The following is a 22,872-nucleotide window of genomic DNA, read 5'->3' on the forward strand; positions in this document are numbered from 1 at the left end:
CATTAGATGTTGCTGATTATGCAAGTATAATTACTGTATAAATATCAGGAGGAACTAAAATGGCAACACCATCAGTAAAACCAGTCCTGCTCAGTCGTAATCAAATCGATAAGCTTAAAGCGCTACAGGAGCAGGAGCGAAGAAAATCCCCACTAGGCCTTGCCCCATCAATCCATGTTATCGCGCGTCAGATTATGGATCGCGCCCTGAATATGCCGAAGGAGGCTTAATGGAACAGTTAACGCGACTGGCGGATACAATTGCAGAAACGTATACCCGTGATTTGAAGCGAGAGACTGGCGGCAATACCGTTGAATATAACGGTGTATCGGGGCAGGTAGTACCACACCGTCTGTCATCCGGGCTGGTGGACAATGTTATCTCTGCTGTGCGTGATGACGCCGACAAAGAGGCAGCGGCTTATAAATTGCTGCTACGACTAATTGATATTACCGGACGTGAATATCGCTTGACGGAGCGTGGTGTTCTGGTGATGGAAAGTATGATCAGGAATGGCCTGATGGGTAGCAATAAACGTGTGGTTCACTAAGGGGAAATAATGGACGCCGGATCAGTTGTATACATCATCAAAGCCGAAACAGACCAACTGCTTAAGGCCAATAAGCAGGTCGATAAATTCCTTTCACAACTACAGTCATCTTTTGACGGCGCGGACAAAGCAGCGGATAACCTTGGCGATACGCTCAAGCAGGCTGGATCGGCTATTGATGATACCAGTAGCGCCGCTGGTGGTATGGCTAAGAATGTTGCCGCCGTAGAGGGTGCCATTGGCAAGCTAAATACCAATATCAACTCACTGACGCGGGCTATCCTTGAGTCTCGTTCTGGCGTCAGTGGGGCCAGTTCTGAATTTAGCCGGGCGGAGTCCATAATTGAATCGCTGGGTAATCAACTGGCAATTCTGGAAGAACAACAGGAAGGTAGCGCCAGAGGTGCTGCTATTCTTGCCGCCCAGCTTCGTGCCGGTTCCAACGCTACGGAAGCAGAGAAAAAGACCATCGCCGATCTGACTGGCCGTCTGTATGACATGAAGAACGGTACTGAAGCAGGTGCAAAGGGTACTAAAAACTGGAAATCCACCATGCAGCAGGCGGGTTATCAGGTACAGGATTTTATTGTGCAGGTTCAGGGTGGGCAATCCGCGTTGGTGGCATTTAGTCAGCAGGGTTCTCAACTGGCCGGCGCATTTGGTCCGGGCGGTGCTGTACTGGGTGCTGTGTTGGCCTTAAGCACTGTAGTAGCTGGCACGTTTATTACTTCTTTGAAGGGTGGGAAAAACTCAGTTGATGCCCTCAAGGATGCTATATCGGCCACGGATAAGGTTATTGCAACGTCTCAGAATGGCGTTAGTGCGCTATCCGATGACTTCGCCGCTCTTGCAAGAAACAATATAAAAGCTGCTACGCTCATGCGTAAATTAGCTGAATTAGAAGTACAGTCGGCTTTGTCGGAGGTCTCAAAGGAAGTACAAAAAACATCAAAGGACATCATATCTTTTGGTGACTCTCTGGTTTCCTCTTTAGGCGGGGGCTACGCAAGCGTCAAGCTGTTTAGCGGCTACCTTTCCACGCTAAATATAACGACAAATGATTTTAGCGAAGCCATGAAGCAAGCGGCCGCTTCGGGGGAAGGCGGGAAGACTGCAATGAATTCCATGATTGCGACAGTAGGCGCTCTTGCCAATAAATTCGACATTAGCGATCAGCAGGCCTATGAGTTTGCCAAGCAGTTGTCCGACATCGCCAACAATCCCACTGATGAAAAACTTAATCAGCTTATTGCCACGCTCGTGAGGGTGGGGCAAGGTCATTCTGAAGGGGCTAAGGCTGCCAGGGTGCAGGCAAAATCTCTTCTTGAGATAGTAGAGTCAGCCTCAAACGCTACTGATAGACTAAAGAGACTAAAAGAGATTACGGACAGCCTGACCTCCAGCCAGGATAGAGCGCTACAGCTGGCAAGGCAGGAGCTGTTTATTGCCAAGCAGACCGGTGACGAAAAGCTCAAAGCTCAGGCTTGGCGTGACGCCGAAACACAGGGGCTTAAAGCTGGCACCCAGGCATTTCGCGATTATTACAATGTTAGGCTGCAAACCTATCAGCAGCAGAAAGCTAATGCCGAGTCTGCAAAAAATGAACGAAAAGAGCAGAGTGCGTCTCTATCTGCTGCTAAAAAGGCCGAGTCTCAGGCGGAACGCAATGCAAGAGTGCTTAATGAATATCGACAGAAAGCAGATATATCGGCAGATTCAACCAGCGATCTATCCAGAGAACAGGCGATTCTTGCCGCTCGCCAGAAGTTAGCGAACCCCACCACTCAGCAAATTGCCCAGGTAGAAAAGGATGCCGCAGCAGCATGGGATAAAGCCGCCGCTCTCAAAGCTCAGAATGCTGTCCCTGAGCTAAAAGAGAACGCCAGTTATAATGCCCAGCGCAAGGCGCTGGATAGTCTCAAAGACCAGAAGGACGCCAACGGGAAGCTGATTCTATCGCAACAGCAATATAGCCAAGCGAGTGAGCAGCTTGAGCAGCAGCACAAGGTTAATTTAGCCAAAATCAGAGCAGAGCAGGCATCTGTTAATCCCATTGCCGAGGCTAGAGGACAGGTTGACCCGGTTCAACAACTGGCTAATGAGAATACTCAAAAACTGAAGCTCATGCAGCAGTACCAGCAGCAGGAGCAGGCCGTGCTAAGCCAGTCGTATAAAAACGGCCAAATGACTTATGCGGAATACATCGCTGCCAAACAGACAACAGACGCTCAGTATCTCGCGCTCAGAACCGCACAGGAAACACAGTACGAACAGCAGCGAATTGAAGCTCAATGGGAAATATTCCGCAATCAGAGCCAGGCTAACGAATTGCTGGCCGCATCGCTGGAAGGCCTGCAGAGCAGCACGTCAAGCGCTCTTACTGGCTTAATAAATGGGACTCAAAGCCTGCAAGAATCATTCGCAAATATTGGCTCGACAATCCTCAACAGTGTTGTAAGCGCCATTGTGGATATGGGTGTTCAGTATGTTAAGAGCCTGATTATTGGTAAGGCCATGTCATCTGCCGCAACTGCCGCACAAATTGCTGAGGCTGGCGCTCTAGCAACAGCTTGGGCTCCTGCAGCCATGGCGGCGTCTATTGCGACTCAGGGTAAAGCATCTGCTATCGGTTTGGCTGCTTATAGTTCATCTATGGCTGCAGGACAGGCGCTTTCTATTGCCGGGGCTCGTTATAACGGCGGGCCGGTTTCCGCTAACTCAATGTATCGTGTAGGTGAGCACGGAAAGCCTGAGATATTCCAGGCGGCCAATGGCAGCCAGTACATGATACCGGGCGACAACGGACGGGTGATAAGTAACAAGGATATGCAGGGAGGCGGTGGCGCAGTCATTCACCAGCAGATGAATGTGACTATTCACACGACAAATGGCATTACAGAGGAAAATTTACGGCAGATTGAATCCCGAATGTATAAAGTTGGGAGAAAAGCGGCCCTGGATGAGATGTTTAACCAACAGAGGCCGAAAGGGATATTGCCTCCAAGGAGATAGTTAAAAAAGCTGGCAGGGATGTTACCGCCAGCTTTTTTATTGCTTTACGCCTCCTGCCCCATGAAAGGGCTACAAAATATTAGACTGTTCTTGACGGATTGGACCGCCGAATAAATAGAGATCCGCACCAGCGGCGGGCTAGACGCCTGATCGTGATTTAGGCCGTCCAAAATATTCAGGTTCGCGCCACTGGTTCGCAGTACGCAGTCAGGTACGCGGCAAAACTGCGCATTCAGCGTGCGCACCACCTGATGATTTCTAACGTGGCATTGCGAATTGCGCAGTTAACAAAAAACCGCGCAAAACAAAACGGTTACCAATTAGCAAACCAGCCCACAGCCCGTACTATTGCTGGGCTTATTGGCGTGAAGTGCGCAAAAACGTGCGCAGTTTACAGTAAAATACGCTTATTATTTCGTATTCATTTTGCGCCGCGCTGGTCAGATTCGCACTTTCAGTGCTAAGAAAAGCTAAGTCTTTTCACAGGCGCAGTAATTCGCAGGAGGCCAGCCAGTGAGAGGCAGAACGCGCAGCTATACAACGGACTTACCCCGCATAGGATTGCCATTCCTTGCGAACATGCGTAGCAGACTGGCAGACGCTGAACCGGGGACGCAGCTTTATACCCAGACCGAAAGCGGAACGCTGTACACCTTCCGGCAAGACGACAGCTACGCCATGACAATCAACGGCGTGACGCGGGCGATTCGCTCCACGACCACACAGGCAGGGTATGGTGTGCGGGAATGGTACGTTTGCCCCCACTGTATGAATCGGGCTGCAAAGCTGTATATCGGCAGAAAAGATATTGGCTGCCGGGCGTGCTGGAAACTTCACTATAAAAGCCAGAGTGCCGACAGACTGGACAGGATGCGCATGAAGATACGCCAGCAGCGATACGCGATTTGGGGCAACAATGACCTTGCCAATAATCTGTTTAATGACATTCGCATGTTCCCGAAGCCAAAGGGGATGCGCTGGGCTACGTTTGACAGGAAGCGGGCAGAGTTGTCAGCAATGGAGGTGGCTTACTGGCAGGCATTCAGTCCGGTAGTAGATAGAATCACGGGCGTGATTGAGCGTAAGGCGGGGAAAGCGGCGCGAGCTATAGGGCTGGAGTTGTAGCGATATTCTGGTTTTCTGACATAATTATGTAAAATCAGCCAGTTACCCACCATAGCAGGAGCTGCCATAGTGACACCACAGGAGATAGCAGCACTGACAGCCGCTAAACTGGAGCATGAAGGCCGCCAGCTTACCCCGGCAGAGGTTCGGGAAATGGAGCGCATTATTGAAGCTGATACAGCCCGGCGCAAACGGTTCGGGGAGATGATGCGATCACCCGCCTACCAGTGGAGGAAGCCAGCGCCGCGCAGGTAGATACGGGATTATTCCGCATGTAACTTATGCGTATTAAGCAAATTTCCTTTATTCACCTTTACAGAATTGTGAGTGCGTCAGTATCGTTATCCTTCCGATTCGCATTTATTCAGGATTTGCATGTACCAGCTAAAGATAACCATCCGAGACAGCAAACCACCTATATGGCGGCGTGTGCTGGTTCCAGAGCAAATCCCCTTTAGTGAACTTCACACGGTGATCCAGTTGGCTTTTGGCTGGAATGACGAACATCTGTATATGTTCGAGAAAGGCCGTAAAGGTGATCTAGGTAGCGAGTATCGCGTATGGGGTGAGGGTGAAAGCATGGGTAATGCGGCAATCACGCCACTATGGGCGGCGATCCAGAATGAGGGTGACAAGCTGGTTTACACGTATGACTTTGGCGACTGGTGGGATTGTCTTATTGTGCTGGAGAAGCAAACCCATGATACCAGTATCCAGCCTGTTAGCTGTTTGCGTGGGAGGGGGACTACCCCGGCGGAAAATTCGGGGGGATTGCATGGTTACAATGAATTGCTCTTACAGGCCAGAGAATCTGATAATCCTGAACAAGCCGAGATCCGCAATTTCCTGATGCTGGATATTGAACGCCGGGTTTACGACCTGAACAACATTAACGACAGATTGCAGGCTCTTAACTGACCCGCATGTATTCGCCTGATATTGCGTTATCAGCGCCGCCAGTATCGCGCATAACAGCACAATGACCGGGTAAACCGTAACGCACGACCGTTGCGTTAGTCTCACCGCCGCGCCGTACCTGACGAGACTCATACACCGCCACACGCTCAAGCAACCCACCAGCAACCATACTTTCAAGAGTTCGCCGGGTTGATTCGAGCTGGTGGCGCTTATCGAACGACGCCATGCCATGAAGAAGGTAGGCCACGCCCGACACATCGAACGGCGGCGCACCAATCTCACCAGTAACCCAATCGAGGCTATCAGGTTCAAAATAGCTGAGTATATCTTTTTTGCGGCTGGTCATTCTCATGGCTGGCTGATTCCTTATTGTGGGATAGAGGTATCATACAATAATGCCCAAAAGACAAGAGCACGCAACAGGCAGCGTGAGAGCATAAAATGAGCAGACAAAGGCAGCACCTCAAAATACCGTGTACACAAGGGTGTACCCATTGAAAAAAGGCATTATCAAAAACACAGTAACCACGCGGCTTTAAGTCACATACTCAATAAACAGATCCAACATTGAGTGATTTTTGCCGCTCCTGAATGCTGCCAGGCCCACAGATTCTGTGGGCCTTTTTGTTATGCTTCAACTGTTCCAGGGAAGATTCTGGAGAGGTCTCTTATACAACACGCATATCAAGGAGTGAGCGATGAACGAACATCAGCCGTTTGAAGAAATAAAGCAGGTCGATCAGAATGGCGCAGAATTCTGGTCTGCACGGGCATTATCCAAATTACTGGACTACTCGGAGTACCGACACTTCACGCCGGTGCTCACGCGAGCCAAAGAGGCTTGTAAGCAAAGTGGACATGCCATTTCGGACCATTTCGAGGATGTGCTCGAAATGGTCCAAATCGGTTCAGGGGCTCAGCGAGAAATAAAGGATATTATCCTTTCCCGCTACGCATGCTACCTGGTCGTACAAAATGGCGATCCAACTAAGCCCGTTATTGCCGCCGGGCAGACCTACTTCGCTATCCAGACTCGCCGCCAGGAGCTGGCGGACGACGAGGCATTTAAACAACTCCGCGAAGATGAAAAACGTCTGTTTCTACGCAACGAATTGAAAGAACACAATAAACATTTGGTTGAAGCTGCGCAGCAGGCCGGTGTAGAAACTACTCTCGATTTTGCCGTATTCCAGAACCATGGTTATCAGGGGCTCTATGGCGGGTTGGATCAGAAAGCCATTCATCAACGCAAAGGGCTAAAAAAGAGCCAAAAAATACTCGACCATATGGGTTCAACCGAGCTTGCCGCGAATCTGTTCCGCGCAACCCAGACGGAAGAGAAGTTGCGCCGAGACCAGGTAAGTTCGAAGAAGCAAGCCAATGAAACCCATTTCGAGGTGGGCAAAAAAGTGCGTCAAACCATCAAGGAACTGGGTGGTACAATGCCTGAAAGCCTTCCCGTACCGAACAAAAGCATCAAGCAGCTGGAAACTGTGGCAAAGAAGCTGGATAAAAAGTAACAGCATGATGCCGATGTGGTTCATCCAAACCCGAACGTGAACCACATTTAAATATTCTAATCTGAATTTCAAGATTATTGACCAGCATGTCACATCAAACCTAATATTTATCACATTCACTCATTACTTTTTCTAAGCCAAAGCCCTTCACCTTAGAAAATCTCAATCGTGACGTCGCGCACAAATCGCTACCCTTCCGCCATCGATTTCGGGGGCTCATATGTTATTGCACGTTCTTTACCTTATCGGCATTACCGCCGAAGCCATGACCGGCGCTTTAGCCGCAGGGCGTCGACGCATGGATACCTTTGGCGTCATTATTATCGCGACGGCCACCGCGCTGGGCGGCGGTTCGGTGCGCGATATCCTGTTAGGTCATTATCCGCTGGGCTGGGTAAAGCACCCGGAATACGTGATTATCGTGGCGACAGCGGCAGTTTTGACTACCATCGTGGCCCCGGTAATGCCCTATTTGCGTAAACTGTTTCTGGTACTGGATGCACTCGGTCTGGTGGTGTTCTCTATCATCGGTGCGCAAATCGCGCTGGATATGGGCGAAGGCCCGGTTATTGCGACCATCGCTGCCGTCGTCACCGGCGTATTTGGCGGTGTGCTGCGCGATATGTTCTGCAAACGCATTCCTCTGGTGTTCCAGAAAGAGCTTTACGCGGGCGTGTCGTTTTCCGCCGCCGTGCTCTATGTTGCGTTGCAACACTATGTCAGCAACCAGGATATCGTGGTGATCGCCACCCTGCTGTTTGGCTTCACGGCCCGCCTGCTGGCACTGCGTCTGAAGCTGGGTCTACCGGTGTTTTATTACAAACACAACGCGCACTGAGATTAAAATCCGGGAATTTTCTGGCTGGTGAGCCACTGCGCCAGCCGGGAAATATCCGGATGATGCACCGCCTCCACCATCCGCTGCGCACGCAGGTTTCCCATCCCCGGCAGGCGTTGCCAGTCCTGAGCACTTCTCGACACCAACGTCTCCCAGCGGTTATCCGCCAGCGCATCCAGCGCAGCTCTGCTCAGCGGTAAACCGAACGCCGTCACCCAACGCTTAAACGGCTGCTGACGTACCAGATTGAACTGATGCCACAGCTGAGTCGCGCGAGACGGCGTGAACCCAGGCGTGCCGCGTAGCTGCTCCGGCGTCAGCGCCAGCCACGAGAAAAGATGATCCAGAGGTTGTGCCTGATGCAGCGTCTTCCAGCCCGCGCGGCCCAGGCCATCAATGTCAAAAACCGCCTTTGAACTCAGCCATTCCAGCCGCGCCATAAACTGTTCTTCGCAGCCCGTCGTGGCATAAAAGCAGGTGAGTGCATTGTATTTCTGCGCAGGCGGCGTGGGCTTGATACGCTGCGTACTGCGCCAGACCACGCTATCAATGCGTGGGATCCCCTGCCCGGCCAGGCTGACCAGCACCTGATCGCCCTCGGCGATATCCAGCGTTTGCCAGCGGGCGACTGAACCGATATTCACCCGCTGAACCTGTTTATCATCCAGCTTCACCGGAAAAAGCTGCGCGACGACGGCAATCTTTCCTGTGCGCCCCACCGTGAAACTTACGGTTTTGACCTCAGCCACCTGCTCCGCCGGAACATATTTCCAGGCGGCAACCCAACTCCCCTGCGTGGGCAGCCAGTGTTTGCCTTCTGGCTCATCGGCTGAGCGAATCACTACGCCATCGGTCACAAACGGCAGCGGCGTGGTAAACCAGCGATCGCGCCAGCTTGCGATATCGTCAACCCGCGTCACGGCTTTCGAATAGCGCTGCACTAACGAAAACCCAGCCTGGCTCAGCAAGGTCAGTCGCTCTTCCATAGGTTGTGGCCCATCGGGCCACGCCCAGATAAACGCACCCAGGTTCGCCAGCGTTTTGCTTTCACCCTGTTGCATCAGGGCGCCAGCGACCTTAGCACGGGCGTTCATGCCGCCCATCTGCTTTTGAATATGGTCGCTGCGTTGCAGGAATATTTCCCCCTGCAGCACGCTTTCCGCCAGCCTGCCCGTTACCGTTTTGGGGATAGCCGGAATGTGCCGCGCTTTCTCAGTCCAGTCCTCCCCTTTCAGGCCATCGCCACGGCTGATGGCCTGCTGCAAGCGCCCCTGGTGATAAACCAGCGTCACCGCGACACCATCCACCTTAGGCTGCACCCAGAGATGACGTTTGCCCGCCATCCACTGACTCACCGCCCGCGCATCCGCCAGCTTCTGCACACCCGTATGGGCGACCGGATGCATAACGCCGGAAGCCAGGCGCGGCGGCGCACTCTCGCCGCTCTCAGCATAACCAAAACAGCGCTGCCACTGCGCCAGTCGCGCCGAGAGCTGATCGTAAACAACATCGTTCACTTCGCTCGCGCCCTGCCGCCAGTATTCGTCGTTCCAGCGTGCGATTTGTGCCGTGAGCTGTGTAATTTCCCGTTCCGCTCGTGCGGGAGCCCAGGCAGGGCAAGTTGCCTGAGCCCCCGTTACGGTCGCGATGAACAGCAGTAGTATCCTTTTCACTTTCGCCCCTCCATTTGCGCTGTAGCGGTGTTTTACCGCCCGGCGAAAAAGATTGCGAACGCCTGATGCGAAATCCCCGAGGAGGCTTCCAGGGAAATTGATTTGTTGCAGCAACAGGTAAGGAAATCAGGAAAGTGACACGCAAAATGAAAGAAAGCAGCGCAAAAAGTGTGACAAAGACTACGTCACGATGCGCCGACGTGTATAATAAGCCCGTATGTAGAACTTCATTGCTGGCAACATACACAAATACTCATGGCTCAAGGCACGCTTTATATTGTTTCTGCCCCCAGTGGCGCAGGTAAATCCAGCCTGATTCAGGCTTTATTGAAAACCCAACCGTTATACGACACTCAGGTTTCTGTTTCGCATACCACGCGCGCGCCGCGTCCGGGTGAAGTGCACGGTGAACATTATTACTTTGTGAATCATGACGAATTCAAAACCATGATTGGCAGAGACGCGTTTCTTGAACATGCGGAAGTGTTCGGTAATTACTACGGCACCTCGCGTGAAACCATTGAGCAAGTGCTGGCAACGGGCGTCGATGTTTTCCTTGATATCGACTGGCAGGGCGCGCAGCAAATTCGTACTAAAATGCCGCACGCGCGCAGTATCTTTATCCTGCCGCCGTCCAAAATTGAACTGGATCGCCGCCTGCGTGGCCGCGGCCAGGACAGCGAAGAGGTGATCACCAAACGAATGGCGCAGGCAGTTGCAGAAATGAGCCATTACGCGGAATATGATTACCTGATCGTGAACGACGATTTCGATACCGCTTTAGGCGATCTGAAAACGATTATCCGTGCTGAACGTCTGCGCATGAGCCGCCAAAAGCAGCGACATGACGCTTTAATCAGCAAACTATTGGCAGACTGAACCCACTTTCAGTATCATGCCCAGTCATTTCTTCACCTGTGGAGCATTAAAGTATGGCACGCGTAACTGTTCAGGACGCTGTAGAGAAAATTGGTAACCGTTTTGACCTGGTACTGGTCGCCGCGCGTCGCGCTCGTCAGATGCAGGTAGGCGGAAAGGATCCGCTGGTACCGGAAGAAAACGATAAAACCACAGTAATCGCACTGCGCGAAATCGAAGAAGGTCTGATCAACAACCAGATCCTCGACGTGCGCGAGCGCCAGGAACAGCAAGAGCAGGAAGCCGCTGAATTACAGGCCGTTACCGCTATTGCTGAAGGTCGTCGTTAATTACAGAGCGGGTCGCCCTTGTATCTGTTTGAAAGCCTGAATCAGCTGATTCAAAACTACCTGCCGGAAGATCAAATCAAACGTCTGCGGCAGGCGTACCTCGTTGCACGTGACGCTCACGAGGGCCAGACACGTTCAAGCGGTGAACCCTATATCACGCATCCCGTCGCGGTTGCCTGTATTCTGGCCGAGATGAAGCTCGACCATGAAACACTAATGGCAGCACTGCTGCATGACGTGATTGAAGATACCCCTGCCACCTACCAGGACATGGAACAGCTTTTTGGCAAAAGCGTCGCCGAACTGGTAGAGGGGGTGTCGAAACTTGATAAACTCAAGTTCCGCGATAAGAAAGAGGCGCAGGCCGAAAACTTTCGCAAGATGATTATGGCGATGGTGCAGGATATCCGCGTCATCCTCATCAAACTCGCAGACCGTACCCACAACATGCGCACGCTGGGCTCACTTCGCCCGGATAAACGTCGCCGCATCGCCCGTGAAACCCTCGAAATCTACAGCCCGCTGGCACACCGTTTAGGTATCCACCACATTAAAACCGAACTCGAAGAGTTGGGTTTTGAAGCGCTGTATCCCAACCGTTATCGCGTAATTAAAGAAGTGGTGAAAGCCGCGCGCGGCAACCGTAAAGAGATGATCCAAAAAATCCTCTCGGAAATCGAAGGGCGTTTGCAGGAAGCGGGAATACCGTGCCGCGTCAGTGGTCGCGAGAAACATCTTTATTCGATTTACTGCAAAATGGTGCTCAAAGAGCAGCGTTTTCACTCGATCATGGATATCTACGCCTTCCGCGTGATCGTCAATGATTCCGACACCTGTTATCGCGTGCTCGGCCAGATGCACAGCCTGTATAAGCCGCGTCCAGGTCGTGTGAAAGACTATATCGCCATTCCAAAAGCGAACGGCTATCAATCTTTGCACACCTCGATGATCGGCCCGCACGGCGTGCCGGTTGAGGTCCAGATCCGCACCGAAGATATGGACCAGATGGCGGAGATGGGTGTTGCCGCACACTGGGCTTATAAAGAGCACGGCGAAACCAGCACGACTGCACAAATCCGCGCTCAGCGCTGGATGCAAAGCCTGCTGGAGCTGCAACAGAGCGCCGGTAGCTCGTTTGAATTTATCGAGAGCGTTAAATCCGATCTCTTCCCGGATGAGATTTACGTTTTCACACCGGAAGGGCGCATTGTCGAACTGCCTGCCGGTGCAACGCCCGTCGACTTCGCATATGCGGTGCATACCGATATCGGTCATGCCTGCGTGGGCGCACGTGTCGACAGGCAGCCTTACCCGCTGTCGCAGCCGCTCTCCAGCGGCCAGACCGTTGAAATCATTACCGCACCTGGCGCTCGCCCGAATGCCGCGTGGCTGAACTTTGTCGTCAGCTCAAAAGCGCGCGCCAAAATTCGTCAGTTGCTGAAAAACCTCAAGCGTGATGATTCCGTAAGCCTGGGGCGTCGCCTGCTCAACCACGCGTTGGGTGGCAGCCGTAAGCTCGCAGAGATTCCGCCAGAGCATATCCAGCGCGAACTTGAGCGCATGAAACTCACCTCGCTTGACGATCTGCTGGCTGAAATCGGCCTCGGCAATGCCATGAGCGTGGTCGTGGCGAAAAACCTGCAACAGGGCGAAGCCACACCTTCCGCACCGGGTGCTTCCGGCCATGCGCATCTGCCTATCAAAGGCGCAGATGGCGTGCTGATCACCTTCGCAAAATGCTGCCGTCCAATTCCTGGCGATCCGATTATCGCTCACGTCAGCCCAGGCAAAGGCCTGGTTATCCACCATGAATCCTGCCGTAACATCCGTGGCTATCAGAAAGAGCCAGAGAAGTTCATGGCCGTAGAGTGGGATAAAGAGACTGAGCAGGAATTTATCACCGAAATTAAGGTGGATATGTTCAATCATCAGGGTGCGCTGGCTAACCTGACGGCGGCAATCAATACAGCGACGTCTAATATTCAGAGTCTGAATACTGAAGAGAAGGATGGCCGCGTTTACAGCGCCTTTATTCGCCTGACGGCGCGCGACCGCGTGCATCTGGCGAATATCATGCGCAAAATCCGCGTAATGCCGGACGTCATTAAAGTCACACGTAACCGAAACTAGTTTTATGAATTCTAAACGTTATGCGCGTATCCGCGAGATGCTCGCCAGGCGACAGCCTGACCTGACCGTCTGCATGGAGCAGGTCCACAAACCTCATAACGTTTCAGCGATTGTGCGCACCGCTGACGCCGTGGGCGTACATGAAGTTCACGCCGTCTGGCCAGGCAGCCGCATGCGCACCATGGCTTCAACGGCGGCGGGCAGCAACAGCTGGGTTTCGGTTAAAACGCACCCGACGATTGGCGAGGCGGTTTCGCATCTGAAAGGGCGCGGTATGCAGGTGCTGGCGACCAATCTCTCTGATAAAGCCGTCGATTTTCGCGAAATCGATTATACCCGCCCAACCTGTATTTTAATGGGTCAGGAGAAAACCGGCATCACTCAGGAAGCGTTAGCACTCGCAGACCAGGACATCATCATTCCGATGATCGGCATGGTGCAGTCGCTCAACGTCTCCGTGGCCTCCGCGCTTATTCTGTATGAAGCGCAGCGCCAGCGGCAGAACGCCGGTATGTATCAGCGTGAAAACAGTATGCTGCCGGACGACGAACAACAGCGTCTGCTGTTTGAAGGCGGATATCCAGTGCTGGCAAACGTCGCGAAGCGCAAAGGCCTTCCCTACCCGCACGTCAACGATCGCGGCGAGATTGAAGCCGACGCGACCTGGTGGGCCACCATGCAGGCCACGAGGTAATCCATGCAAAGTCGCCTGTTAGATGCTGTTCCGCTCAGTTCGCTAACGGGCGTTGGTGCAGCGCAAAGTCAGAAGCTCGCTAAAATTGGTCTGCACACGGTGCAGGACTTATTGCTTCATCTGCCGTTGCGCTACGAAGACCGCACTCAACTCTATCCCATTGGCGAACTACTGCCCGGTATCTATGCCACGGTAGAAGGCGAAGTTCTCAACTCAAACATTACGTTCGGTGGACGGCGAATGATGACCTGCCAGATTAGCGACGGCACGGGCATCCTCACCATGCGCTTCTTCAACTTCAACGCGGCAATGAAAAACAGCCTCGCAACCGGACGTCGCGTGCTGGCCTACGGCGAAGCGAAGCGCGGCAAATTTGGCGCGGAGATGATCCACCCGGAATACCGCGTACAGGGCGATTTGAGCACGCCGGAATTGCAGGAGACGCTTACGCCGATTTATCCAACCACCGAAGGCATCAAGCAGGCGACGCTACGCAAGCTGACCGACCAGGCGCTGGATCTCCTCGATACCTGCGCCATCGCCGAGCTGTTGCCGCCAGAATTAGCCTCCGGCATGATGAGCCTGCCGGAAGCGCTACGCACCCTGCACCGCCCACCGCCATCGCTGCAACTCAGCGACCTGGAAACCGGCAAGCATCCGGCCCAGCGGCGCTTAATTCTGGAAGAGTTACTCGCCCATAACCTGAGCATGCTGGCGCTCCGTGCCGGGGCGCAGCGCTACCATGCCCTGCCGCTGAATGAACAGGGCGAGCTGAAAAATCAGTTCCTCGATTCGCTGCCGTTCAAACCCACCGGGGCGCAAACCCGCGTGGTCGCTGAAATTGAACGCGATATGACGCTCGACGTGCCGATGATGCGTCTGGTGCAGGGCGATGTGGGTTCCGGTAAAACGCTGGTCGCCGCACTGGCAGCATTAAGGGCGATTGCCCACGGCAAGCAGGTGGCGCTGATGGCACCCACCGAACTGCTCGCTGAACAACACGCCAATAACTTCCGCACCTGGTTTGAACCGCTCGGTATCGAAGTGGGCTGGCTTGCCGGGAAGCAAAAAGGGAAAGCGCGGCTGGCGCAGCAGGAAGCCATCGCCAGCGGCCAGGTGCAGATGATTGTCGGCACCCATGCTATTTTCCAGGAGCAGGTGCAGTTTAACGGCCTCGCGCTGGTGATTATCGATGAACAGCACCGCTTTGGTGTCCACCAGCGTCTGGCGCTGTGGGAGAAAGGCCAGCAGCAGGGCTTCCATCCGCATCAGCTGATTATGACCGCGACACCAATTCCGCGAACGCTGGCAATGACTGCCTATGCCGATCTCGATACTTCGGTGATTGACGAACTGCCGCCAGGCCGAACGCCGGTCACCACCGTCGCGATTCCGGACACGCGTCGCAGCGACATCATCAATCGCGTGCGTCACGCTTGTACCGAAGAGGGTCGTCAGGCGTATTGGGTCTGTACGCTGATTGAGGAGTCAGAGCTACTGGAAGCACAGGCGGCAGAAGCCACGTGGGAAGAGTTAAAGCTGGCGCTGCCGGAACTCAACGTCGGCCTCGTTCACGGGCGTATGAAACCTGCCGAAAAGCAGGCGGTAATGCAATCCTTCAAGCAGGGTGAGCTGCATCTGCTGATTGCCACCACGGTGATTGAAGTCGGTGTCGATGTGCCCAACGCCAGCCTGATGATTATCGAAAACCCGGAACGTCTGGGTCTTGCGCAACTCCATCAGCTGCGTGGCCGTGTGGGCCGTGGCGCGGTGGCCTCGCACTGTGTGCTGCTCTACAAATCGCCGCTGTCGAAAACCGCGCAAATGCGCCTGCAGGTGCTGCGCGACAGCAACGACGGCTTTGTGATTGCGCAAAAAGATCTCGAAATTCGCGGTCCTGGCGAGCTGCTTGGTACACGCCAGACGGGCAATGCTGAGTTCAAAGTGGCGGACTTACTGCGCGATCAGGCGATGATCCCCGAAGTTCAGCGCATCGCTCGCCATGTTCACGAACGTTATCCGCAGCAGGCCACCGCGCTGATTGAGCGCTGGATGCCGGAAACGGAACGTTATTCCAACGCGTGACCCGACTCGTCACGCGACAAATCCAGCAGCAAGTCTTCAATTTGAATGGTGATGATATCGTGGGCATTCAGCGCATCGCTCGCGATACGCGCCGCCATTGCGCCTTCCGGTTCGCCACGCAATCTTTCGGCGGCGGCCTGAACACCCGCCAGTAGAGCATCGGTAGTTAGCACTCCGCGTAAAAACGCGCGATTTTCCGCGGTCCACGCATGCTCATCGCTTAACGGGTGATACCACAAGCGCGGCTCATCCGGCCAAAGCGGATTATCACCTTGCGGGTAGATCAGATAAGCGGCGTACTGAAGCGCACAAATGGCTCTGCCCGGTGTTTCCAGCGCCCACCACTGCGTCCAGATAGCGCGTATCACCGTAGCCGCGCCGCCCAGGCCATTGAAAGTGGTTAGCCATCCGCAGGGATGCCTGTCAAAGCTGCGTCCGTTATCCATCTGCACCAGCATCGTCTCAATTAAAAAGTGACGAACGTTTTGGCGCTGTTGACTATCCATCATCTCCTGCCACAGATAAGGCCGTCGCAGCGCTTTCAATAACGACTCTTCAAAATAATCACCGTAGCCGTCATACAGCAGCGCTTCATGCCACTCGGCAAGACACAGGGGAAAGAGATAGCGAAACAGCTCTGGCTGCATCGGTTCGTGATAAACCAGATTTAATACGTAATAGCAGCCTAGTTGATGCCCCGTAATCTGCTGCCACGGCGTCTTTGCCAGCTTACGCAACGATTCCGTATCGTAATCAAACTCTGGCTCCCAGACGTACTGCACCGGTGGCTCATTCTGAAAGATGGCCCGGCATCGTTCACGCAGCGTTGGCTCCAGCACTTTTCCCCGTTTCATAAAGCCTCCCTGATTTTTCCACACAGGATACACCCGTCATTAATAGGGCTGTCTGGTGCCGCTGTGCTAAACTTCGCGCAATTTTTCTTCTGAAACGAGTTTGCTATGAGACGAGAACTGGCTATCGAATTTTCGCGCGTCACGGAAGCGGCGGCGCTGGCAGGTTACAAATGGCTGGGCCGGGGCGATAAAAATGTCGCTGACGGCGCGGCGGTAAATGCGATGCGCATCATGCTCAACAAGGTCAACATTGATGGCACCATCGTCATTGGCGAAGGCGAAATTGATGAAGCGCCGATGCTCTACATTGGCGAAAGCGTCGGGACCGGAAAAGGTGATGCGGTAGATATTGCCGTCGACCCGATTGAAGGCACCCGCATGACCGCAATGGGCCAGGCAAATGCGCTGGCGGTGCTGGCGGTGGGCGATAAAGGCTGCTTCCTGAACGCGCCGGACATGTACATGGAGAAGCTGATTGTCGGGCCGGGCGCGAAAGGTGTTATCGACCTCAACAAGCCGCTGGAAGAAAACCTGCGCAATATTGCAAGCGCGCTGAATAAACCGTTTGAAGAGCTGACGGTCACTATTCTGGCGAAACCGCGCCACGATGCGGTGATTGCCGAGTTGCAGAAACTGGGCGTGCGCGTGTTCGCCATTCCTGATGGTGATGTCGCGGCGTCCATTCTGACCTGCATGCCGGACAGCGAAGTTGATGTGCTTTACGGTATCGGCGGCGCGCCGGAAGGCGTGGTCTCTGCGGCAGTGATCCGCGCGCTGGATGGCGATATGCATGGCCGCCTGCTGGCGCGTCATCACGTGAAAGGCGATAGCGAAGAGAACCGCCGCATTGGCGAAGACGAACTGCGCCGTTGTCATGAGATGGGTATCGAAGCCGGGAAAGTGCTGACGCTGGATGATATGGCACGCAGCGACAACGTTATCTTCTCCGCCACCGGGATCACCAAAGGCGACCTGCTGGACGGCATCAGCCGCAAAGGCAATATCGCCACCACCGAGACGCTGCTGATTCGCGGAAAATCGCGCACCATTCGTCGCATTCAGTCGATTCATTATCTCGATCGTAAAGACCCTGAGATCCAGAATCACATCCTGTAAATCATTTGTTCAATTGAGCTTTCCGGCCCCATGGGGCTGGAAATCTTCTCCTGACACAGCGAAGATAGGGTAACAACGCGCAGAGGAGACGATCATGGCCGATTGGGTAACAGGTAAAGTCACAAAGGTGCATTTCTGGACCGATGCACTGTTTAGCCTCACCGTTCACGCCCCCGTTAATCCTTTCACCGCCGGGCAGTTTGCCAAGCTGGGTCTGGATGTTGACGGCGAGCGCGTGCAGCGCGCGTACTCCTACGTTAACGCACCCAGCAATCCCGATCTTGAGTTCTATCTGGTCACCGTACCAGAGGGAAAACTGAGCCCGCGCCTTGCCGCGCTGAAGCCGGGTGATGATGTACAAATTGTCAGCGAAGCGGCGGGCTTCTTTGTGCTGGATGAAGTACCTGACTGCGAAACCCTGTGGATGCTGGCAACCGGTACCGCGATTGGCCCGTATCTGTCGATTTTGCAGGAAGGGAAAGATTTAGAGCGCTTTAAGAATATCGTACTGGTTCACGCCGCGCGCTTTGCCGCGGACTTAAGTTATCTGCCGTTGATGCAGGAGCTTGAGAAACGCTACGAAGGGAAGTTGCGCATTAAAACCGTTGTCAGTCGCGAAACGGTGGCTGATTCCCTGACCGGACGCGTGCCCGCATTGATTGAAAGCGGTGCGCTGGAAGAGGCGGTTGGCCTGCCAATGAATGCCGAAACCAGCCACGTGATGCTGTGTGGTAATCCGCAGATGGTGCGCGATACCCAGCAGTTGCTGAAAGATACCCGCCAGATGACCAAACATCTGCGCCGCCGTCCAGGCCATATGACGGCGGAACATTACTGGTAATCAGCGGTATTTCACGTCCTGCGTATCTTTACCGTACTTGTTTTCCCCCTGGGTGCCGACAAACGCGCCCAGGTCAATCAGCATCATCACGATAATCAGAGTCGGAATAAACCGCCCTACGCCCCACTGCCAGACACCCGGCAACATCGCCCAGTTACCGGCCAACAGCATCCACGCCAGCACCATCAGCAGGGCCCAGATGCCAGATTTACCGCGATCGTGCAGACGTTTCACCGTGACCGCCGCCGTTGGCCACAGCAGACAAACCAGGATAAACGCCGCGGTCTGAATACTTAGCATCTCACCGCCAGCCAGCGTAAACAGAATCACCATCGCCAGCAGCCAGATCCCCATCCAGATCCAGAAATCACGGCGACCAATGCGGCCCTTAATTGAAAACAACCATTGTTGTAGGGTCATGTCTGATTCCTTATTCTCATCATGCGGCGTAGTGTACCCTGAAACGCTCTCTTTTTGACAAGCGAGGCCGTTCCCGTTTTAATCGTCTGCTGGAGAATATGAGGACGACAAACATGAAGAAGTGGATCGCTGTGTGTCTTGCAGGCGTCATCGCCCTGAGCGCTGGCCGCTTCGCGTTTGCCGTTGAGTCTCCGGATACCACCGCGCCCTATTTGCTTTCCGGCGCGCCCACGTTCGATCTCTCCATCAGCCAGTTTCGCGAGCGGTTTAATATTGATAATCCGTCGCTGCCACTTAATGAATTTCGTTCAATTTCCTCCAGCCGCGACAAGCTGAATCTGACGCGCGCAGCGAGCAAAATTAACGAGAATCTGTATGCGTCCACCGCACTCGAGCGCGGAACGCTGAAAATCAAGTCGATACAGATAACCTGGCTGCCCATTCCAGGCCCTGAACAGAAAGCGGCGAAAGCCAAAGCGCTGGAGTACATGACGGCGGTGCTGCGTCTGTTCACGCCCACGCTCACCAAAGCGCAAAGCCAGCAGAAGCTGCAAAAACTGTTGGCTCAGGGAAAAGGAAAGCACTACTTCACCACCAGCGAAGGCGCGATTCGTTATGTTGTCGCCGATAATGGCGAAAAAGGGCTGACCTTCGCTGTTGAACCGATTAAGCTGGCGCTATCTGAAAATCTTGAAGGAGGCGAATAAATGATAAAAAGCAAAGCCTTCAGGATGAACACTCTCTATACTGATTCACAGACCATGCTGCCCTTACGGGCGGCCATATTCCTTAATTCGCTAACAAGCGTGGAGAATTAAAATGCGACATCCTTTAGTGATGGGTAACTGGAAACTGAACGGCAGCCGCCACATGGTAAACGAGCTGGTTGCTAACCTGCGTAAAGAGCTGGCTGGCGTTGCTGGTTGTGGCGTAGCGATCGCGCCGCCGGAAATGTACATCGACATGGCGAAACACGCTGCTGCCGGTAGCCACATTGCTCTGGGCGCGCAGAACGTTGACCTGAACCTGTCTGGCGCATTCACCGGTGAAACCTCCGCAGAAATGCTGAAAGATGTCGGCGCGCAGTACATCATTATCGGTCACTCTGAGCGTCGTACTTACCACAAAGAGTCTGACGAACTGATCGCGAAAAAATTCGCTGTGCTGAAAGAGCAGGGTCTGACTCCGGTTCTGTGCATCGGTGAAACCGAAGCAGAAAATGAAGCGGGCAAAACTGAAGAAGTTTGCGCACGTCAGATCGACGCGGTCCTGAAAACTCAGGGCGCTGCGGCATTCGAAGGCGTGGTTATCGCTTACGAACCCGTATGGGCAATCGGTACTGGTAAATCTGCGACCCCAGCTCAGGCTCAGGCGGTTCACAAATTCATCCGTGACCACATTGCTAAAGCTGACGCGAAAATCGCTGAACAGGTTATCATCCAGTACGGCGGTTCCGTTAACGCAAGCAACGCAGCAGAACTGTTCACCCAGCCGGACATCGACGGCGCGCTGGTTGGCGGCGCATCCCTGAAAGCAGACGCTTTCGCGGTGATCGTTAAAGCAGCAGAAGCGGCTAAACAGGCTTAATCCTGTTTACGCGCCGGATGGCGGCTTCGCCTTATCCGACCTACAGTCCTGACGATGTAGGCCGGATAAGCGCAGCGCATCCGGCAAAAACTCACAACTTTCCCAACACCTGATACCAAAGATAATCCAGCGGCAACAACAGCAGATAACTCGCCGCCGCCAGCGCCAGACACAGCATCATCCCCGCCCTTGCAGGCACTTTCCCTAACGCCATCGCCACCACAATCGGCGACGCCTGATACGGCAGAAGCGGCGTGGAATAGCCTAATACCTGAATCATAATCACGCTCAACAGCGGGAAATTTGTCGCCTCAGCAAAACTTTGCGCAAAGGTGGTGTAGAGCGCCGGCACGCCGTTGGCGGTCATAATGAAGTTGAGCGCGGTCGTGATCCCCGTCAACGCCACAAAACTGGTGAACGGGCGTTCCGGGTCGAGCGGCATCACGCGCAGCAGCGCCTCGCCTACCGCATCGCCAATCCCCGTCTGGGTCACGGTGATAGCCAGCCCCAGAATCCCGGCGACGTAAATACAGGTACGAATGTTCACGCCCGCCGAGAACTCCTCGCCGCTGATAAACCCAACACGCGGTAGCAGCGTCACGCACGCCGCCGCCAGTCCTGTCCACGCCGGGCCGATGCCGTGCCAGCTCTCCGTCACCCACAGGGTTAACACTATTGCCAGCAACCAGGCCAGGCGCTTCTCTGCCGCGCTCATAGGCGGCGCCGCCTGTACCGATTTCGGCGGCTGCGGTTTTCCGGGGAAGAGCCAGCAAATCAGCCCGATAAGCAGTGCGCCTTTCAACCAGCCGAGCACCGGCGTATGCAGCAGCAGATAGGGCAAATAGTTCAGATGAATGCCCCATGCCCCCTCCGCTGCGCCGCTCATCACCAGGTTAGGCACGTTGGCAGGCAGGATGGTGGCGGAAAGCTGGAACGTACCGAAACCGACCGCCAGCGCCAGCCCGTACCACGGTCGCGTGCCCTCTTTAATGCCTGCACGCGAGGCCATCGCCGCGACAATCGGCATCAGCAACGCGATTCGCCCCATATTTGAGGGCATCACAAATGCCAGCGCATAACTCAGCAGCACCACGCTCGCCACCATGCGCAGCCACGAATCAGTTAGCCTTGCCGACAGCGCCCTCGCCGCCCGGTCGGCAAGCCCCGTTTTGCGGATCGCCACGCCGAGCACAAACCCGCTGAACACCAGCCAGAAGGCTGATGAGGCAAAGCCGCCGAAAATGACCTCCGGCGGGGCGATTTTCGCCGCCATCGCAACGGTAAAGAATAAAAGCGCAGTGATAAATTCAGGCAGCAGCGAAGTCGCCCAGAGGATGATGGTGATGCCAACAACCAGCGATGGAAGGAACAGAGGATGGGAAAACCAGAGCGTCATACCTGACTCCTGTCGTTTTTTTCAGCAAGAATACGACGGCAGGCAAGTCAGGTAAACGCCAGAACGGGTAGGGTTACTTCAGAATATCACATTGATGATCCTGAATTTCCTCGGCCGACGCGCGGTTCAGCGCCAGTAAATTACGCTGCGTTGCCAGCAGGACAAAGCTTTCATCGCTTAAGCGAACCATCGCCAGAGCGTAGCTTCCCATGTGGTCGCGCGCGTCGGGCACCTCTTCCGCCAGCATCATAAACGGGCTGCTTTTCACCATTTCGCTTTCGGTGACACGGCGCGCCAGATACTCATTCCCTCGCAGGCCACCCGGCAGTGGCAACCAGCGGGTGCTGATTTTCGCCATATTCGTATCCAGTTGATGACGCACGTCCGTGCGCAGACAAGAGATGTGAATGTGGAAGTGATTTTGCGTACGCCCAGTGCGTGAATTAATCGCCAGCGACACGGCGCTGTCCGGGATCTCTTTGCCATATTTCTGGCTCATAAAGCTGCGCGCCTGCCAGGCCAGCCAGAAGAAATTCGGCGTATAAGGCTCCAGCAGCATCGGGCTTTCAGTACCGTTGATACGATAAGTGGGCATCAGAAGATATTGCAGCGGGCCGTTGCGGTCTTTGAAAACCACGTATCCGGCATCCGGTTTCACATCCGCACACGGCGCGGGATTCTGGTGTTGGAGCTGACCAGGAAGGCACTGTTCGAAGACGATGGTGCGCAGCGCGTTCGGGTTTCCGGCCCACTTCCAGTAGCCTGCGCCCGCCGCGAGAGCCATGACGATCATCGCCAGAATAAGATAGCCAGCTTTTTTCATTGTGCGTTCCCTGTAATTCGATGACTGGCAAGGGTACCGCATAATCGTGACAAATAAAAAAGCCCGGTATGATTACCGGGCC

General features: G+C 54.2%; 22 protein-coding genes. 16 read left to right on the top strand and 6 right to left on the bottom strand.

The annotated features are described in order from the left end of the window. Nucleotides 1–59: 59 nt before the first annotated feature. From AC1MKH_RS23915 to AC1MKH_RS23935, 5 genes are all read left to right on the top strand, one after another. The gene (locus AC1MKH_RS23915) at nt 60–230 is read left to right on the top strand and encodes a hypothetical protein (RefSeq protein ID WP_022651577.1); all 171 of its coding nucleotides are present in this window, start codon (nt 60–62) and stop codon (nt 228–230) included. After that, nucleotides 230–550 carry a hypothetical protein gene (locus AC1MKH_RS23920; protein ID WP_000436982.1) on the top strand — a complete coding sequence of 107 codons (321 nt, stop codon included), beginning with the start codon at nt 230–232 and terminating at the stop codon, nt 548–550. Before AC1MKH_RS23915 ends, AC1MKH_RS23920 begins: the two co-directional genes overlap by 1 nt. Nucleotides 551–559: 9 nt before the next feature. After that, nucleotides 560–3,562, top strand: a complete 3,003-nt coding sequence (locus AC1MKH_RS23925) for a coiled-coil domain-containing protein (protein WP_327621816.1) — start codon at nt 560–562, stop codon at nt 3,560–3,562. Between the two features lie 513 nt (nt 3,563–4,075). Beyond that, a complete protein-coding gene (locus tag AC1MKH_RS23930; RefSeq protein ID WP_327621815.1) occupies nt 4,076–4,687 on the top strand; it encodes a hypothetical protein in 612 nt (203 codons plus the stop codon). A gap of 375 nt (nt 4,688–5,062) precedes the next feature. Then, a complete protein-coding gene (locus tag AC1MKH_RS23935; RefSeq protein ID WP_327621814.1) occupies nt 5,063–5,605 on the top strand; it encodes a plasmid pRiA4b ORF-3 family protein in 543 nt (180 codons plus the stop codon). On the opposite strand, the gene AC1MKH_RS23940 is transcribed toward AC1MKH_RS23935, so the two are convergent. After that, nucleotides 5,598–5,957 (bottom strand): hypothetical protein, encoded by a 360-nt coding sequence (locus AC1MKH_RS23940; protein ID WP_327621813.1) that lies wholly within the window; start codon nt 5,955–5,957, stop codon nt 5,598–5,600. The two genes, AC1MKH_RS23935 and AC1MKH_RS23940, sit on opposite strands and share 8 nt — an antisense overlap. 346 nt (nt 5,958–6,303) lie before the next feature. Between AC1MKH_RS23940 and dinD the strand changes: the two genes are divergently transcribed. Then, nucleotides 6,304–7,125, top strand: a complete 822-nt coding sequence (dinD, locus tag AC1MKH_RS23945) for a DNA damage-inducible protein D (RefSeq protein WP_276219140.1) — start codon at nt 6,304–6,306, stop codon at nt 7,123–7,125. Nucleotides 7,126–7,345: 220 nt separating this feature from the next. Beyond that, nucleotides 7,346–7,963, top strand: a complete 618-nt coding sequence (locus tag AC1MKH_RS23950) for a trimeric intracellular cation channel family protein (RefSeq protein ID WP_015962459.1) — start codon at nt 7,346–7,348, stop codon at nt 7,961–7,963. Nucleotides 7,964–7,965: 2 nt separating this feature from the next. Here the strand turns inward: AC1MKH_RS23950 and ligB are convergent, their stop codons facing one another. After that, nucleotides 7,966–9,636 carry an NAD-dependent DNA ligase LigB gene (gene ligB, locus AC1MKH_RS23955; RefSeq protein WP_276219142.1) on the bottom strand — a complete coding sequence of 557 codons (1,671 nt, stop codon included), beginning with the start codon at nt 9,634–9,636 and terminating at the stop codon, nt 7,966–7,968. 255 nt (nt 9,637–9,891) lie between these two features. On the opposite strand from ligB, the gene gmk reads away from it, so the two are divergent. The 5 genes from gmk to recG are packed head-to-tail and all read left to right on the top strand — an operon-like array spanning nt 9,892 to nt 15,753. Further along, a complete protein-coding gene (gene gmk, locus AC1MKH_RS23960; protein ID WP_015962457.1) occupies nt 9,892–10,515 on the top strand; it encodes a guanylate kinase in 624 nt (207 codons plus the stop codon). Between the two features lie 53 nt (nt 10,516–10,568). Beyond that, nucleotides 10,569–10,844 carry a DNA-directed RNA polymerase subunit omega gene (gene rpoZ, locus AC1MKH_RS23965; RefSeq protein ID WP_000135058.1) on the top strand — a complete coding sequence of 92 codons (276 nt, stop codon included), beginning with the start codon at nt 10,569–10,571 and terminating at the stop codon, nt 10,842–10,844. 18 nt (nt 10,845–10,862) lie between these two features. Next, complete coding sequence (gene spoT / locus AC1MKH_RS23970) at nt 10,863–12,974, top strand: bifunctional GTP diphosphokinase/guanosine-3',5'-bis pyrophosphate 3'-pyrophosphohydrolase (protein WP_015343999.1); 2,112 nt, start codon at nt 10,863–10,865, stop codon at nt 12,972–12,974. A 4-nt stretch (nt 12,975–12,978) separates the two neighbouring features. Next, nucleotides 12,979–13,668 carry a tRNA (guanosine(18)-2'-O)-methyltransferase TrmH gene (gene trmH, locus AC1MKH_RS23975; RefSeq protein WP_276219147.1) on the top strand — a complete coding sequence of 230 codons (690 nt, stop codon included), beginning with the start codon at nt 12,979–12,981 and terminating at the stop codon, nt 13,666–13,668. Between the two features lie 3 nt (nt 13,669–13,671). Then, nucleotides 13,672–15,753, top strand: coding sequence for an ATP-dependent DNA helicase RecG (gene recG / locus AC1MKH_RS23980; RefSeq protein ID WP_276219148.1), 2,082 nt, complete (start codon nt 13,672–13,674; stop codon nt 15,751–15,753). Here the strand turns inward: recG and AC1MKH_RS23985 are convergent. After that, entirely contained in the window at nt 15,738–16,607 is an 870-nt protein-coding gene (locus tag AC1MKH_RS23985; RefSeq protein ID WP_276219149.1) for a hypothetical protein, read from the bottom strand. The two genes, recG and AC1MKH_RS23985, sit on opposite strands and share 16 nt — an antisense overlap. A gap of 105 nt (nt 16,608–16,712) precedes the next feature. On the opposite strand from AC1MKH_RS23985, the gene glpX reads away from it, so the two are divergent. Next, a complete protein-coding gene (gene glpX / locus AC1MKH_RS23990) occupies nt 16,713–17,723 on the top strand; it encodes a class II fructose-bisphosphatase (RefSeq protein WP_276219150.1) in 1,011 nt (336 codons plus the stop codon). A gap of 94 nt (nt 17,724–17,817) precedes the next feature. Then, nucleotides 17,818–18,564, top strand: a complete 747-nt coding sequence (gene fpr / locus AC1MKH_RS23995; RefSeq protein ID WP_108476548.1) for a ferredoxin--NADP(+) reductase — start codon at nt 17,818–17,820, stop codon at nt 18,562–18,564. Here the strand turns inward: fpr and AC1MKH_RS24000 are convergent, their stop codons facing one another. Next, nucleotides 18,565–18,984 carry a DUF805 domain-containing protein gene (locus AC1MKH_RS24000; RefSeq protein ID WP_015343994.1) on the bottom strand — a complete coding sequence of 140 codons (420 nt, stop codon included), beginning with the start codon at nt 18,982–18,984 and terminating at the stop codon, nt 18,565–18,567. A gap of 113 nt (nt 18,985–19,097) precedes the next feature. Between AC1MKH_RS24000 and AC1MKH_RS24005 the strand changes: the two genes are divergently transcribed. After that, nucleotides 19,098–19,691: a YiiQ family protein gene (locus AC1MKH_RS24005; RefSeq protein WP_276219151.1), complete on the top strand. Its 594-nt coding sequence runs from the start codon at nt 19,098–19,100 to the stop codon at nt 19,689–19,691. A gap of 112 nt (nt 19,692–19,803) precedes the next feature. Next, nucleotides 19,804–20,571, top strand: coding sequence for a triose-phosphate isomerase (gene tpiA, locus AC1MKH_RS24010; RefSeq protein ID WP_276219152.1), 768 nt, complete (start codon nt 19,804–19,806; stop codon nt 20,569–20,571). A gap of 91 nt (nt 20,572–20,662) precedes the next feature. On the opposite strand, the gene AC1MKH_RS24015 is transcribed toward tpiA, so the two are convergent. Next, complete coding sequence (locus AC1MKH_RS24015) at nt 20,663–21,967, bottom strand: SLC13 family permease (protein WP_276219153.1); 1,305 nt, start codon at nt 21,965–21,967, stop codon at nt 20,663–20,665. A gap of 73 nt (nt 21,968–22,040) precedes the next feature. Then, nucleotides 22,041–22,790: a CDP-diacylglycerol diphosphatase gene (locus AC1MKH_RS24020; protein ID WP_276219154.1), complete on the bottom strand. Its 750-nt coding sequence runs from the start codon at nt 22,788–22,790 to the stop codon at nt 22,041–22,043. Nucleotides 22,791–22,872 lie beyond the last annotated feature (82 nt).

This window comes from Pseudocitrobacter sp. CD920760, assembly GCF_057782505.1.

Coding starts and splice junctions, on each gene's coding strand:
- AC1MKH_RS23915 (WP_022651577.1), top strand. CDS start 60: ATGGCAACACCATCAGTAAAACCAGTCCTGCTCAGTCGTAATCAAATC.
- AC1MKH_RS23920 (WP_000436982.1), top strand. CDS start 230: ATGGAACAGTTAACGCGACTGGCGGATACAATTGCAGAAACGTATACC.
- AC1MKH_RS23925 (WP_327621816.1), top strand. CDS start 560: ATGGACGCCGGATCAGTTGTATACATCATCAAAGCCGAAACAGACCAA.
- AC1MKH_RS23935 (WP_327621814.1), top strand. CDS start 5,063: ATGTACCAGCTAAAGATAACCATCCGAGACAGCAAACCACCTATATGG.
- AC1MKH_RS23940 (WP_327621813.1), bottom strand. CDS start 5,957: ATGAGAATGACCAGCCGCAAAAAAGATATACTCAGCTATTTTGAACCT.
- dinD (WP_276219140.1), top strand. CDS start 6,304: ATGAACGAACATCAGCCGTTTGAAGAAATAAAGCAGGTCGATCAGAAT.
- AC1MKH_RS23950 (WP_015962459.1), top strand. CDS start 7,346: ATGTTATTGCACGTTCTTTACCTTATCGGCATTACCGCCGAAGCCATG.
- gmk (WP_015962457.1), top strand. CDS start 9,892: ATGGCTCAAGGCACGCTTTATATTGTTTCTGCCCCCAGTGGCGCAGGT.
- rpoZ (WP_000135058.1), top strand. CDS start 10,569: ATGGCACGCGTAACTGTTCAGGACGCTGTAGAGAAAATTGGTAACCGT.
- trmH (WP_276219147.1), top strand. CDS start 12,979: ATGAATTCTAAACGTTATGCGCGTATCCGCGAGATGCTCGCCAGGCGA.
- recG (WP_276219148.1), top strand. CDS start 13,672: ATGCAAAGTCGCCTGTTAGATGCTGTTCCGCTCAGTTCGCTAACGGGC.
- AC1MKH_RS23985 (WP_276219149.1), bottom strand. CDS start 16,607: ATGAAACGGGGAAAAGTGCTGGAGCCAACGCTGCGTGAACGATGCCGG.
- glpX (WP_276219150.1), top strand. CDS start 16,713: ATGAGACGAGAACTGGCTATCGAATTTTCGCGCGTCACGGAAGCGGCG.
- fpr (WP_108476548.1), top strand. CDS start 17,818: ATGGCCGATTGGGTAACAGGTAAAGTCACAAAGGTGCATTTCTGGACC.
- AC1MKH_RS24000 (WP_015343994.1), bottom strand. CDS start 18,984: ATGACCCTACAACAATGGTTGTTTTCAATTAAGGGCCGCATTGGTCGC.
- AC1MKH_RS24005 (WP_276219151.1), top strand. CDS start 19,098: ATGAAGAAGTGGATCGCTGTGTGTCTTGCAGGCGTCATCGCCCTGAGC.
- tpiA (WP_276219152.1), top strand. CDS start 19,804: ATGCGACATCCTTTAGTGATGGGTAACTGGAAACTGAACGGCAGCCGC.
- AC1MKH_RS24015 (WP_276219153.1), bottom strand. CDS start 21,967: ATGACGCTCTGGTTTTCCCATCCTCTGTTCCTTCCATCGCTGGTTGTT.
- AC1MKH_RS24020 (WP_276219154.1), bottom strand. CDS start 22,790: ATGAAAAAAGCTGGCTATCTTATTCTGGCGATGATCGTCATGGCTCTC.